This window comes from Sphingobium sp. UBA5915, assembly GCF_002431195.1.
In the GTDB taxonomy this organism is placed as follows: Bacteria; Pseudomonadota; Alphaproteobacteria; order Sphingomonadales; family Sphingomonadaceae; genus Sphingobium; species Sphingobium soli.
The window spans coordinates 20350-33332 of sequence record NZ_DJDV01000057.1 but is presented as its reverse complement, the minus strand read 5'-3'; the positions used below and the strand labels follow the sequence as shown (position 1 = coordinate 33332).

The window sequence follows — 12983 nt, the reverse complement described above, 5'->3', positions numbered from 1 at the left end:
TGCGCCATTTGGAAACAGGCAGTGCGGCTTTCAGCCGGCTGCCGGAAATCGGCACCCGTAGCTCAGCTGGATAGAGCATCAGACTACGAATCTGAGGGTCGGACGTTCGAATCGTTCCGGGTGCGCCATTTCCTCTTTTGGGGCAGCGGTGGCTGTCTTTTTCCTATTTGTTTTCCCCCCTAGCCAGCGCGACCATGGCATCAATGTCGCAATGCCGTTCCAGATGGGCCGCAAGCGCATCCAGAGCATCCTCGACTGATCTGTCATAATCGGCTTCGGCCGACGTCGCACCAATGCGTTGCAGCAAGGCGGCGCGCAATTGCGTGCTGGCGAGAAGGCCATGGACATAGCTCCCCATCACGCGCCCGTCCGGGCTGATCGCCCCGTCCGGCTTGTTTCCCAGCATCGCAAAGGGTCGCGCGCAGCCTGGCCCCTCGGTGCGACCCATATGCATTTCATAGCCGTGAAAATCTGCTGTCAGCGCGCGGCCGCGGACTTGTTCCAGCGTCTTGGCACCGGCAAGAATCGTGTCTACCCCAAGCAGGCCTAAACCGTTGATCTCGCGCACCGAGCCTTCGATGCCGTCGGGATCGCGGATCGTCCGCCCCAGCATCTGATAGCCGCCGCAAAGCCCCAGCACGGCGCCGCCTCTGCGATGATGCGCGCGTATGTCGATATCCCAGCCCTGTTCGACCATCGCGCGCATGTCCGCGATCGTCGCCTTCGACCCGGGCAGGATCACGAGCGCAGCATCACCCGGAATGGGTTGGCCAGGCCCGATCATGCGTAGGTCGACGGCCGGCTCCAGCTTCAACGGGTCGAGATCATCGAAATTGGAGATGCGCGGTAATACTGGGCAGGCGATGACGATCGGCGCTTCTATGGAGGCAACTGGGCGCTCGAGCACCACCGCATCTTCACTGGGTAGCCGCGCGACGGCATTCAGCCAGGGAACGACGCCGAAGCCCCGCCAGCCCGAACGCTCCTCAATCTGGCGATAGCCATCCTCGAACAGGGACAGGTCGCCACGGAATTTGTTGATCAGGAAGCCGCGGATCATGGCTGCATCGGCGGCATCGAGCACGGCGCGCGTGCCGACGACCGCCGCGATAACACCGCCCCTGTCTATGTCGCCGACCAATATAACCGGAACATCGGCGGCGCGCGCAAAGCCCATATTGGCGATATCGCCAGCGCGCAGATTGATTTCGGCAGGGGAGCCAGCGCCCTCCACCACGACGATGTCACATTGGCCGCGCAGCCGGTGATAGCTTTCAAGCACTTCGTCCAGCAGCGCGCCGCGAGCGGCGCGGAAATTGCCCGATCCCAATGTCCCGCGCACCTGCCCATGCACGATCAGTTGGGAACTGCGGTCGGCCTGCGGTTTCAGCAGGACCGGGTTCATGTCCGTATGCGCGGGAACGCCGCAGGCTATCGCCTGGAGTGCCTGGGCGCGGCCAATTTCTCCGCCATCGACTGTGACAGCCGCGTTGTTCGACATATTCTGGGGTTTGAAGGGGCGCACGTCATGGCCCCGAAGCCGCAATGCCCGGCACAGCCCCGCGACCAGAACCGATTTGCCGACATCAGAGCCGGTCCCCTGCAACATGATCGCGCCCATCGCGCGCTCTTGCCCGACCGGGGCAGGCGGTGCAACTCAAAGCCCGCGCTGATACTCCACGGCGTCAATGATCTTGCCGCCGGCCATGAATACCGCGCCCGTACAGGCCAACGCCAGCAACTGGCCGCCGAAACCGGGATATTGCTGGACGTAAACGGCGCCACGTTCGGTCGCGCCAAGCGCGAGCGCATAGATGATGAGAAACGCCTCGAACTTGGTCTTGATCGTGAAAAGGCCCTTGATCCGTTCCATCATCGTCCCATTGGCTGGTCGCCCCGTCAAGGAAGAAGATCGCCCGAAAGCTGCAAATGGTCAACAAGCGTTAACCATGATTGCTCGATCCGGGCGATAAGGCGAGTGTCGCCCAAATCATCCGGCGCGATTTCCTCTGGCCAGTAGGTTGCGACAATCCGGGCGATTTCGTCCAGCTTGCGCTCGTCGAGCAAAAAGCGCGGGTCGATTGTGGCCGGATCAGCCACCACGCGCAGCCGCAGGCAGGCCGGACCACCGCCATTGGCCATGGACTGGCGGACATCCACGGGAATGAGGCGGCGGATCGGGCCATTGCCCGCGATCATCTGCTGCAACCAGGTCCATACGGCTGGCGTGTCCTTGGCTTCTGTTGGCAGCACCAACGCCATGACGCCGTCGGGCAGGGTAACGAGCTGCGCGTTGAAGAGGTAGCTGCGGATCGCATCGGCCAGGCTGACCGCGCTCGCTGGCACTTCGACGATCTCCACGCAGGGCAGCGCGTCCCGCAGGGCGGTATAGAAGGCCTCCTTGTCCGCGAAGGCCTGCTCATGGGTAAAGAGCACGCGCTCATTCGCAACGGCGACCACGTCGTTATGGAATGCGCCGGCGGCGATCGCTTCCTCCGATTGCTGGACGAACAGGCTGCGCGCTGGGTCCAGACCATGCAGCCGCGCGACCGCCTTGCTGGCCTCCACATGCTGGCGGGCGGGGAAGGGGCCGCCCGACTGGCCATAGACGAAGACCTCTACCCCCGGCACGTCATGGCGTTCGGCGAGGCGCATGTGATTGGCCGCGCCTTCATCGCCAAAGGGCGGGGGCACAGGATCATGCACGGCAAAGCTGCGCGTATCGGAAAAGGCCAGGCGCAGCTGCGCCAGTGTCTGGGGCCATTCATGGCTGCGATGCGGCATGGTGACGAGATTGGCGACGGTCATGTGCGCGCGCCCATCGCGCGTATCGGCAGCAGGAGACACCGTCGCCGCATTGGCCGCCCACATTGAGGAGGCTGACATGGCGGCGGCGCGAATATGCGGCTCGGCGCCCGACACATCGGTCCCCAACCGAGCCAGCCAGTCGCCATCGGGGCGCCATTGCGGCAGGAAGAGGCCCTGCTTCAGACCGAGCGCCACATTGCCCCGCATCTTTTCCAGTCCCTGCAAGGCGGCGGCGCGGGGCTGCGACACTGCGCCAGCATTGCGCGCGGAAGCAAGGTTGCCGAGGCTGAGGCCCGCATAATTGTGACTGGGACCGATGAGACCGTCAAAATTGATTTCGGTGATGCTCATGCCCGACCCGCCATGGTGAAGCGGTCCCCGATTTCAAGGCCGATCCGCTGGACGCTTTCGACGTCGAGCGAAATGGCACCATCCGCGTCCTCTTCGATAAGCCCCCAGGTACAGCGATAATCGGCAAGCTGCCCGCAGGCTATCAGCATTTTCTGCCCGCCGCTTTCATGCGTGGCGGCCAGCGTGACGTCGCGCGCGGCGGCGATGGTTTTTAACTGATCGACCTGACCAACCATGGTCGGCCCCCCGTCGAAAATATCGACATAGCCGGCATTTTCAAACCCTTCGGTTTCCAGCATCCGCATCGCAGCGCGGCCATTGGGGTGGGGCAGGCCAATGACAGCGCGGGCACTATCGGTCAGCATCGCGGTGTAGATGGGCGTCTTGGGCATCAGGTCGGCGATGAACTGGTTGCCGTTGACGGCGTTGAATTCATCGGCCTCCTGAAAGCTCATGCCGAAGAACCGGCCCGCCAAGCCATCCCAAAAGGGCGATCCGCCCGCCTCGTCAATGACGCCGCGCAGTTCGGCGATGACCCGGTCGCCAAAGCGCGCGCGGTGATTGCGGATATAGAGGTAGCGGCTGCGCGCCAGCAGCAGTCCCAGGCCTTCCGCCCGTTCGCGCGGATGAAGAAACAGGCCGCCCACTTCGACGGACCCTTCCAGATCGGTGGTCAGCGAAAGCATCTGCGCGCGAAAGGTGCGGCCCAGTTCGCGACTATGCTGGGTCAGCATGCCAAGGCGATAGGAATAAAAGGGCCAGTTTTGCCCGACGGTCGAGAAAATCTGGCATGTGCCGCGCACTTGCCCGGTTTCGACATTCTCCAGCACCATGACGATCAGTTCGTCCTCGATGCCGTCGCTCGTGCGCTTGAGCGCCTTTTCCGTCCGTTCAAGCTTCGCCGACAGGGACGCGCGATCGGGCGGCAAATTCGTAAATCCGCCGCCAGTCAGCTTGGCCATTTCATATAGCGTCTGTAAATCGTCCGCGCGCGCGATGCGCATGATGAAGCTCAAGCGGTCATCCTCTCTCTTGTCCCGGTTGAAACTGGCCCTGCGCGATACGCCACAGGGAAAGCGCCGACAGCCGCGCGCGTTCGGGCAGGCTGTCGGTCAATAGAAATTCCGCGTCGCTGTGAATGCTGCCACCGCGCACGCCCATGGTATCGACAACCGGTACGCCGCAGGCGGCAATATTATTACCATCGCACACCCCGCCCGTATCGCGCCATCCGATCGACAGGCCAAGGTCTGCGCCGCATTGCCTGACCAAGCCGAACAGCCGTTCGGCCTTGGCGTCCATGGGCTTGGGCGGGCGGCCAAACCCGCCGTGAAGGTGGAGCGTGACGTCATGATCACGCGCGATGTCGGCCATGACGCGATCGATCAAGGCGCGCGCTGCCTGTTCGTCATCGGGCGTGCGAGGGCGGAAATTAACGCGCAGGACGGCATGGTCCGGCACGACATTGTTTGGACCGCCACCATCAATCCTGGCCGGGTTGCAGGAAAAGCCGGATCCGCTGGCGGCCTTGAGGCGCAGGGCCAGGTCCGCCGCTGCGAGCAGGGCGTTGCGGCCATCGTCGGGGTTGCGACCGGCATGGGCGCTGCGGCCCGTGACGATCACGGAAAAATTACCGCTGCCCGCTCTCGCGCCCGCCAAAGTCCCGTCCGGCAGCGCCGGTTCATAGGTGAAGGCGGCCAATTTGCCTCGCGCCCTGTCGCGCAGCAACGCGGCTGACGATGCGCTGCCCACTTCTTCGTCGCTGTTGATGACCACGTCATAGCCGACATGATCGACCACGCCGGTCGCTTCCAGTGCTGACAGCGCAGCGAGCATGACCGCTATGCCGCCTTTCATGTCCGCGACGCCAGGTCCATTGAGGATGCCGGGTTCCAGCCAGCGCTGGTTCTGAAACGGATGATCGATCGCGAAGACCGTATCCATATGCCCGGTCAGCAACAGGCGTGTGGATGCCGCGGGCCGCACGGATAGGAGCAGATGCTGACCATGGGCGAGCGGCTGTACGCGGCCATCGGGCGCGACGCTTTCTACGGGGGCGGGATCAACAAGCGTCACGTCGCCGGGCAGGGCGCTGAATGCGTCGGCCAGCATCGTCGCCATGTGCGCAAGCCCGTCGATATTGCGCGATCCGCTGTTGATCATCGCCCATCGCTGCACCTGATCCAGCATCGGCGCGGCCGCCGCATGGTCCAGCAGTCGTTCTTCTTCCACAGACAATCGGGTCATGCCCTTTGTCTATCAGAGGCCGGAACGGCGCTCCACCCCCGCACGAAAATTACGCATGTCAGAAATCATATGTCAGGGTCAGACGGCTCAGCGTATCGAAGTCGCGGGCGGCCAATACTGTTTCAGATTCATATTGGATGTTGTAGGAAAAGGCAGCCGACCAGCGCGTGCTCACTTTTGTTTCCAGTGAAGTCAGGGCGTTGAGTGTATAGACGTCGCTTTCGGCATAGCCAGATGCGGTCTGCTTGAAGGTCAGCGTCGGACTGGCGCGCCAGGCCAGCGCCATGGATCCGCGCGCGCCCAATTTGGTTTCGCGTTCTCCGATCAGATATTTCACATGACGTATCGATGGGCCGATGTCGGCCGACAGATCCACGGGCTTGCTGACGATCAGCTTGTACCCGATTCCTGCCGACGCGGTGTAGCGCTCGTCATAACCGATTGAAGTGTCCCTTTCGAACTGCGCCAAGCCGTAGGCGAAGCCGCGCGGATCGAACTCGTAACGCGGTTCATAGCCGGCAAAATAGCGTTCGCGCGATGTTACGCCATTGGCGCGGCGGTAATCCGCGCTTGCTGTGAGTTTATGCGTCCACTGGATGCCGGTGCGCGTCGCAGTGGCCGATGCGCTGATGCCCAGTTCGCTGGTCGACCCGGTCGAACGGAAACCTCCGGCCTCGATCCGGCCGGTCCACAGGTCGCCGATGCCGGCTTCGCGGATGACGGTTTCGTGCGTCGCCTTGGTTCGTTCTTTCCAGCTGTTGACCATCCGCTGAATCTGATCGGCGGATTGAGGATTTGTCTGCTTGGCGATCTTCGCGACGGTCGCGATGTCGGTTTCGTTGCCATTGGCGATCGCCGCTTCCAGCATTTCGCGAACGGATGCGGGCAGCAATGCGTCCTCGGCGGCGTCGGCGGTGACGGGCAGGACGACGAGGGACAGCGATAACGGTAACAGAAGAGCGCGCATGGCGCCTTCATATCGTCTCGACAGCGAAAATTAACCCCCTTAACGGCGGATCGATCAGATAAGCGCCCGAAATTCCTGCACGATGTCGCGATAGAGCTTGCGCTTGAACGGGACGATGAGGTCCGGCAGCGTTTCCGGCGCAGCCCATTTCCAGGCCCGGAACTCGGGATGATCGGTTGCGATGTCGATATCGCTGTCCTGTCCCAGAAAGCGGGCGAGGAACCAATATTGTCGCTGGCCGCGATATTTGCCGCCCCAAAGCTTTCCGATCAGTTCGGGCGGCAGGTCGTAGAAATGCTCATCCTTCGCCTTGGCGATGATGTCGACATGCGTGCGATCAATGCCCGTTTCCTCGCGCAGTTCGCGCAACGCTGCTGTCCTGGCATCTTCCCCCTCGTCAATGCCACCCTGCGGCATTTGCCAGGCCTCGACGACATTATCGAGTCGTTGGCCGACAAAGACCTTTCCTTCCGTATTGACGAGCATGATGCCGACGCAGGGGCGATACCCCATTTCCTGTTCCTTGGACGCCAAAGTCGTAAGTCCCCAGTTGCCATAGTCCTGACGGCTCGTACTCAAGGCCGCCTTCGGCGTCTCAAAGACGCTGCGCGACGATAAACCGGGCTTCTGGCATCGTCCATGGGCCGAATCGGCCTCGCGTCTCTTGCGCATGGCGAATTGCGACAAGCTGCCCTAATGGACGCTTGGAACCGGGATATGTTGCCCGGCATTGGATACGAATGACCGCTCCCGTGCTGCTCTGGTTCCGCCAGGATCTTCGCCTTTCCGATCAGGCCGCTCTTATCGCCGCAGCGTCTGAGGGGCCGGTTGTCCCGGTCTATGTGCTGGACGACGATACACCGCGGCAATGGGCGATGGGCGGGGCTTCCCGCTGGTGGTTGCACCATAGTCTGGCCAGCCTGGACAGGGCGTTGCGGGAAAAGGGGTCACGTCTGACCCTGCGCCGTGGCAAAAGCGCCGATGTGCTTCAGGCATTGGCAAAAGAATGCGGAGCGGAACGCGTCCATGCGCTGCACCATTATGAACCCTGGTGGCGCAATGCGGAAAAGGCCGTCGCCAAGGCGCTGGACCTTTGCCTGCATGATGGCATCTTGCTGCTGCCGCCAGGTGCGGTGCGAACAGGATCGGGGGGCATCTATAAAATCTATACACCGTTCGCCCGTGCCGTCATGGAACAGATGCCGCCGGCAGCCCCGAACCGGACCCCCGCCACCATCGACGCGCCGGAATCCTGGCCGGAAACCGAACGGTTGAGCGATTGGGGCCTGTTGCCCACCAAGCCTGACTGGGCCGGCGGTTTCAAAAAGGACTGGACGCCCGGCGAGGACGGCGCGCGGGCCAATGTCGCCGCGTTCATCGACGAGGTTGGGGATTATCCTACCGGGCGCAACCTGCCCTCGGTCGAGGGGACGTCCCGCCTGTCGCCCCACCTTCACTATGGCGAAGTCTCTCCTGCCTATGTCTGGCACCGGGTGACGGCTTCCAACGCAGACGCGGAGATATTCCTCAAGGAACTGATCTGGCGGGATTATACCCATACGCAAATTTGCGAGATGCCCGCCTATGGGTCGAAAAATGCGCGCGATGACTTCGACCGGATGGATTGGCGCGACTTGCGGGAGGCGCGGGGCGATTTCATCGCCTGGAAGAAGGGGCGCACCGGCTATCCCATTGTCGACGCTGGCATGCGGCAATTATGGACCACGGGATGGATGCATAACCGTGTGCGCATGATCGCGGCCAGCTTCCTGATCAAGCATCTGCTGATCGACTGGCGACATGGCGCGAAATGGTTCTGGGATACGCTGGTCGACGCGGATTATGCCAATAACAGCGTCAATTGGCAGTGGGTCGCCGGCAGCGGGATCGACGCCAATATGTTCAGCCGCATCATGGCGCCGCTGACCCAGTCCGAAAAGTTCGATGCAGGCGATTATATTCGCCGATGGGTGCCGGAATTGGCCGCCTTGTCGAATGAGGTCATTCATGATCCCGATGCCCATGACGCCCGGCCGGACGATTATCCAGCCAAGATCATAGGCCACAAGGCGGGGCGCGAACGCGCGCTGGCGGCCTATCGTCGCATCAAGGGATGATTGCAGCGCGCGATGGCTTGCGGCAGGATCGCAGCCATGAACGCGACCGATCCCCGCCGCGGCCGACAGGCCCCGTCCGTCTTCAGGCAATCCCGCATTACGGGGAGCGCCGGCATCTCTCGTTGGGTTGCGCCCCTGTTTCATCAGATGCTGGACCGGATCGACCAGGGTCTTGAGGCGGGATCACTGGAAGCGGACCTGCCGGATGGTACGCGCCGACTGCTGGGCGGTCGGGCGGCAGGACCCGATTGCGTCGTTCATCTGCATAGCTGGCGTGCTCTGGTGCGATTGGCGACCGGCGGCTCGGCGGGCTGGTATCGCGCCTGGGCTGCGGGCGAATGGGCCAGTCCTGATCCGGTGCCGCTCTTTGCGCTTTTCATGCGCAATGCCGTCAGCCTGGGCCAGCTTGCCAGGCCGCATGGGCCAACCCGATGGATTGGTCGCATATGGCACTGGCTGCGCCGCAACAGCAGGGCGGGGTCACGGCACAATATCGCCTTTCATTATGATCTGGGCAATGATTTCTACCAGCCTTGGTTGGATGAAGACATGCACTATTCCAGTGGCTTGTTCGCTGATACGGACAATTGGTTGGAACCGTTGGAAGCCGCGCAATTGCGCAAGGCCGATGCCATACTCGATCGCCTGACCCTCAAGGATGGCGAAGCATTGCTGGAAATTGGATGCGGTTGGGGCGGGCTGGCGGAGCGGGCAATGGAACGGCGAGCACTGCGCTACACTGGCCTGACGCTGTCGAGCGAGCAGGCCGACTATGCCCGCGACCGGCTGGGGTCAGGGGCCAGCGTGGAGTTGATGGATTATCGCGACGCGAGGGGCGTCTATGACGGCATTGCCAGCGTCGAGATGGTGGAGGCGGTGGGGCAGCGTTATTGGCCCGATTATCTGGCGGCCATTTATCGGCTTCTGAAACCCGGCGGCCGCGCTGCGATCCAGTATATCCTGATCGACGACGCGATTTTCGAGCGCTATGCGCGCGGCGTCGATTTCATCCAGACCTATATCTTTCCCGGCGGCATGCTGATTTCGGAAAGCCGTTTCCGGCGCATTGCGCAGGAGATGGGGCTTGAATGGCGCGACGAACGCAGGTTCGGTCTACATTATGCCGAAACGCTGCGCCGTTGGCGGCAGTGCTTTGATCGCGCCATTGAAGAAGGACGGCTGCCAGCCGGTTTTGACCAGCATTTCGTTGCGTTGTGGCGCTATTATCTCATGTATTGCGAGGGCGGGTTTCGCGGCGGCGGCATCGATGTCGCGCAGGTGACATTGGTGAAGCCTGCGTAACGCTCAGCCGTCGACGCGCATGCGGTGGCCCGTCGGCGTATCGCGCACCACCAGATCGACGATGGCGTCGGCCACTGTTTCGGGACCTTTGAGCGTGGCGGGATCTTCGCCGGGATAGGCGCGGGCGCGCATGGCCGTGCGGGTCGCGCCGGGATCGACGATATGGGTGCGGATAGCGGAAATGTTCCGCACTTCCTCTCCATAGGCGCCAATCAGCGTCTCCAGCGCCGCCTTGGACGCGCCATAGGCGCCCCAATAGGCGCGCGGTGTCGTTCCGACAGAGGATGTCAATGCGACGACGCGCGCGTCGCTGCTTGCGCGTAGCATGGAATCGAACGCTGCGATCAACGCCTGAGGTGCGGCGATATTGAGCGTCAGCAGGCGCGCAAATTCCTTAGCGTCGATCGCCTGCACAGCAGCCAGCGACCCCAGCGTCGCAGCATTTAGGACCATGATATCCAGCGCGGACCAGCGGCCCCCGATCGCCTGCGCCAGGCGGCCGATGCTGTCGCCGTCGATTAGGTCCAGCGGCGCGATAGTCGCGCTGCCGCCGGTGGCATGGATACGCTCTTCCACTTCCTCCAGCGCGCCGGGCGTTCGCGCGGTCAAAATGACGTGCGCGCCTGCCTTGGCAAGCGCTTCGGCCGTAGCGGCGCCAATGCCCCGACTGGCGCCGGTGACGAGTGCCAGCTTGCCGGTAAGAGGAAGGTTGGACATGGCACTCCCGTCATTGCCGGCCGGGGGCCGGACTTGTCATTTGTTTGGAAAGAAGGGGCGGCCATGGCGGGCTGCCCCTTTACGCGTGTCAGACGACCCGTTCGGCCAGCAGTTCGAACTGGTTCTGAACCACCGCTTCGTCCTGATCGGTCAGCGTGGTCGGATAATCGCCGGTGAAGCAGGCGTCGCAATATTGCGGCCGTATGTCGGCCCGCTTCGCTTCGCCCAATGCCTTGTACAGGCCGTCGATCGAGATGAAGGACAGGCTGTCGGCGTGAATGAAGTCCTGCATGCCGCCAATGTCGAGCCGGTGGGCGAGCAGCTTGGTGCGCTCAGGCGTGTCTACGCCATAGAAGCAGCTATGCTTGGTCGGCGGCGAAGCGATGCGCATATGAACTTCGGCAGCGCCGGCCTCACGCATCATCTGCACGATCTTGAGCGAGGTGGTGCCGCGTACGATCGAATCGTCGATCAGCACGATGCGCTTGCCCGCGATCAGCGCGCGATTGGCATTGTGCTTGAGCTTCACGCCCAAGTGACGGACCTTATCGCCCGGCTGGATGAAGGTGCGGCCGATATAGTGCGACCGGATGATGCCCAGTTCAAACGGAATGCCCGATTCCTGGGCATAGCCAATGGCGGCAGGCACGCCGCTATCAGGCACGGGGATGACGTAATCGGCCTCGACGGGGTTTTCGATCGCCAGCTGCGCGCCAATCGCCTTGCGCACCGAATAGACGCTGGAGCCGTCCACGATCGAATCGGGCCGGCTGAAATAGACATGCTCGAAGATGCAGGGGCGTGCATGGGTTTCGCCGAAGGGGCGGTGGGACCGGATTTCACCACTGTTGGTGACGATGACCAACTCGCCCGGTTCGACGGTGCGGACATAATCCGCGCCCACCACATCGAGCGCCACCGTTTCCGATGCGAAGATGGTCGCGTCGCCCAGCGTGCCCATGACCAGCGGGCGGATGCCCAGCGGATCACGGCAAGCGATCATGCCTTCGGGCGTCATGACGATCAGCGAATAGGCGCCTTCCACCTGCTTGAGGGCGTCGATGAACTTGTCGAGCAGCGTCCGGTAGCTGGATGTCGCCACGAGATGGATGATGACTTCGGTGTCGGACGTCGACTGGAAGATAGAGCCGCGACGAATCAGTTCGCGGCGCAACTTCATCGCGTTGGAGATATTGCCGTTATGCGCCACGGAGAAGCCGCCGGAATTGAGTTCGGCATATAGCGGCTGCACGTTGCGCAGCGATGTTTCGCCGGTGGTGGAATAGCGAACATGGCCGCAAGCGCTTTCGCCCGGGAGGCTGCGAATCACATCGTCGCGGTCGAAATTACCCGCGACATGCCCCATCGCCCGATGGGTATGGAATTCGTGGCCGTCCCAGCTGGTGATGCCGGCGGCCTCCTGGCCGCGATGCTGGAGCGCGTGGAGGCCGAGCGCGACGATAGCGGAGGCCGTTTCCGCGCGCGAGACGCCGAAAATGCCGCATTCCTCGCGCAACTTGTCGTCGTCGAAGGGATTTGTCGTGATCATGGGTGCGAACCGGTTCCGTTGCCGTTCTTGCCGCCCGTCCGGGCCGCCTTTGAGCGCGCATATAGTCGCTTGAGGGCGGTTTGTCGCCTCCTTGTCACAAAAAACCGGCTAAACGCCAACAACGCTGCGTTTCTCGCTCTGCGCTATCGGCAAAAAGCCCTACTGGCGCAGTCCGTTCGGCGCAGCTACACACGCAGCCCTGATGCATCGTTTCGCCAACCCCGCCCGCTTCTTGAAGATCGCGCGTCCATTAACGCTGTGGCTGTTCTGGCCCGGACTGATGCTGATCCTGATCGGCGCGGTTTGTGGACTGCTGGTGACGCCGGCCGATTATCTTCAAGGACAGACGGTACGCATTCTCTATATCCATGTCCCTGCCGCATGGCTGGGCATGGGCGGCTGGACGGGGATCGCCCTTGCCGCTCTGATGCAGCTGGTTTGGCGACATCCGCTCGCAGCCATAGCTGGGCGGGCGATCGCGGCGCCCGGCGCCCTGTTCACGGCCATCTGCCTGGCGACCGGCTCCATCTGGGGGCGGCCGACCTGGGGCACCTGGTGGGAATGGGACGGGCGCATGACATCCATGCTGGTGCTGCTGTTCCTCTATCTGGGCTATATCGCGCTGGCCAATGCCAGCGCCCGCGACGGGCAGGGCGGCGTCAGCAGCGTGACGGCGATCTTTGGATTGGTCGGCGCGGTCAACATTCCTATCATCAACCGATCTGTGGTGTGGTGGAACAGCCTGCACCAAGGGCCGAGCATCACGATGCGTGGCTCTACCATCGAAACGGCGCTGCTGTGGCCTTTGGGCCTGACTTTGCTGGGCTTCTCCCTCTGGTTCGGCGCGATCGTGCTGATGCGGATGCGCGCGATCCTGGCGCAGAACAAGGTTGAGGCGCGGATGCAGCGTCTGGCGAGAGGATAA

The 12983-nt window shown here is 62.5% G+C and carries 12 protein-coding genes and 1 tRNA gene; 4 read left to right on the top strand and 9 right to left on the bottom strand.

The genetic code is table 11. The annotated features are described in order from the left end of the window. Positions 1–51 precede the first annotated feature (51 nt). Positions 52–128: transfer RNA gene (locus tag B2V90_RS09260), tRNA-Arg, on the top strand. A 35-nt stretch (positions 129–163) separates the two neighbouring features. Here B2V90_RS09260 and B2V90_RS09255 read toward each other — a convergent pair. The 7 genes from B2V90_RS09255 to B2V90_RS09225 are packed head-to-tail and all read right to left on the bottom strand — an operon-like array spanning position 164 to position 6907. Next, on the bottom strand, positions 164–1621 hold the full coding sequence (locus B2V90_RS09255; protein WP_228222351.1) for a cobyric acid synthase: 1458 nt from the start codon (positions 1619–1621) through the stop codon (positions 164–166). A 36-nt stretch (positions 1622–1657) separates the two neighbouring features. After that, positions 1658–1873, bottom strand: a complete 216-nt coding sequence (locus B2V90_RS09250; protein ID WP_037542753.1) for a hypothetical protein — start codon at positions 1871–1873, stop codon at positions 1658–1660. 26 nt (positions 1874–1899) lie between these two features. After that, positions 1900–3159, bottom strand: a complete 1260-nt coding sequence (locus B2V90_RS09245) for an N-succinylarginine dihydrolase (protein WP_228222352.1) — start codon at positions 3157–3159, stop codon at positions 1900–1902. Then, a complete protein-coding gene (locus B2V90_RS09240; protein WP_228222353.1) occupies positions 3156–4175 on the bottom strand; it encodes an arginine N-succinyltransferase in 1020 nt (339 codons plus the stop codon). The genes B2V90_RS09245 and B2V90_RS09240 overlap by 4 nt, the downstream gene beginning before the upstream one ends. 4 nt (positions 4176–4179) lie before the next feature. Beyond that, on the bottom strand, positions 4180–5406 hold the full coding sequence (locus tag B2V90_RS09235; RefSeq protein ID WP_228222354.1) for a hydrolase: 1227 nt from the start codon (positions 5404–5406) through the stop codon (positions 4180–4182). A 58-nt stretch (positions 5407–5464) separates the two neighbouring features. Further along, positions 5465–6373, bottom strand: a complete 909-nt coding sequence (locus B2V90_RS09230) for a DUF481 domain-containing protein (RefSeq protein ID WP_009821909.1) — start codon at positions 6371–6373, stop codon at positions 5465–5467. Between the two features lie 54 nt (positions 6374–6427). After that, a complete protein-coding gene (locus B2V90_RS09225; RefSeq protein ID WP_037542298.1) occupies positions 6428–6907 on the bottom strand; it encodes an RNA pyrophosphohydrolase in 480 nt (159 codons plus the stop codon). Positions 6908–7113: 206 nt separating this feature from the next. Here B2V90_RS09225 and B2V90_RS09220 point away from each other — a divergent pair, with 206 nt between their 5' ends. Then, positions 7114–8490, top strand: coding sequence for a cryptochrome/photolyase family protein (locus B2V90_RS09220; protein WP_228222355.1), 1377 nt, complete (start codon positions 7114–7116; stop codon positions 8488–8490). Positions 8491–8526: 36 nt separating this feature from the next. Further along, entirely contained in the window at positions 8527–9792 is a 1266-nt protein-coding gene (locus B2V90_RS09215) for an SAM-dependent methyltransferase (protein WP_228222356.1), read from the top strand. 3 nt (positions 9793–9795) lie between these two features. On the opposite strand, the gene B2V90_RS09210 is transcribed toward B2V90_RS09215, so the two are convergent. Both B2V90_RS09210 and purF read right to left on the bottom strand, forming a co-directional pair. Then, positions 9796–10509 (bottom strand): SDR family NAD(P)-dependent oxidoreductase, encoded by a 714-nt coding sequence (locus B2V90_RS09210; RefSeq protein ID WP_228222357.1) that lies wholly within the window; start codon positions 10507–10509, stop codon positions 9796–9798. An 88-nt stretch (positions 10510–10597) separates the two neighbouring features. Continuing rightward, a complete protein-coding gene (gene purF / locus B2V90_RS09205) occupies positions 10598–12058 on the bottom strand; it encodes an amidophosphoribosyltransferase (RefSeq protein ID WP_228222358.1) in 1461 nt (486 codons plus the stop codon). Between the two features lie 202 nt (positions 12059–12260). On the opposite strand from purF, the gene ccmC reads away from it, so the two are divergent. Further along, positions 12261–12983 (top strand): heme ABC transporter permease CcmC, encoded by a 723-nt coding sequence (gene ccmC, locus B2V90_RS09200; RefSeq protein ID WP_009821903.1) that lies wholly within the window; start codon positions 12261–12263, stop codon positions 12981–12983.

Coding starts and splice junctions, on each gene's coding strand:
- B2V90_RS09255 (WP_228222351.1), bottom strand. CDS start 1,621: ATGGGCGCGATCATGTTGCAGGGGACCGGCTCTGATGTCGGCAAATCG.
- B2V90_RS09250 (WP_037542753.1), bottom strand. CDS start 1,873: ATGGAACGGATCAAGGGCCTTTTCACGATCAAGACCAAGTTCGAGGCG.
- B2V90_RS09245 (WP_228222352.1), bottom strand. CDS start 3,159: ATGAGCATCACCGAAATCAATTTTGACGGTCTCATCGGTCCCAGTCAC.
- B2V90_RS09235 (WP_228222354.1), bottom strand. CDS start 5,406: ATGACCCGATTGTCTGTGGAAGAAGAACGACTGCTGGACCATGCGGCG.
- B2V90_RS09230 (WP_009821909.1), bottom strand. CDS start 6,373: ATGCGCGCTCTTCTGTTACCGTTATCGCTGTCCCTCGTCGTCCTGCCC.
- B2V90_RS09220 (WP_228222355.1), top strand. CDS start 7,114: ATGACCGCTCCCGTGCTGCTCTGGTTCCGCCAGGATCTTCGCCTTTCC.
- B2V90_RS09215 (WP_228222356.1), top strand. CDS start 8,527: ATGAACGCGACCGATCCCCGCCGCGGCCGACAGGCCCCGTCCGTCTTC.
- B2V90_RS09210 (WP_228222357.1), bottom strand. CDS start 10,509: ATGTCCAACCTTCCTCTTACCGGCAAGCTGGCACTCGTCACCGGCGCC.
- purF (WP_228222358.1), bottom strand. CDS start 12,058: ATGATCACGACAAATCCCTTCGACGACGACAAGTTGCGCGAGGAATGC.
- ccmC (WP_009821903.1), top strand. CDS start 12,261: ATGCATCGTTTCGCCAACCCCGCCCGCTTCTTGAAGATCGCGCGTCCA.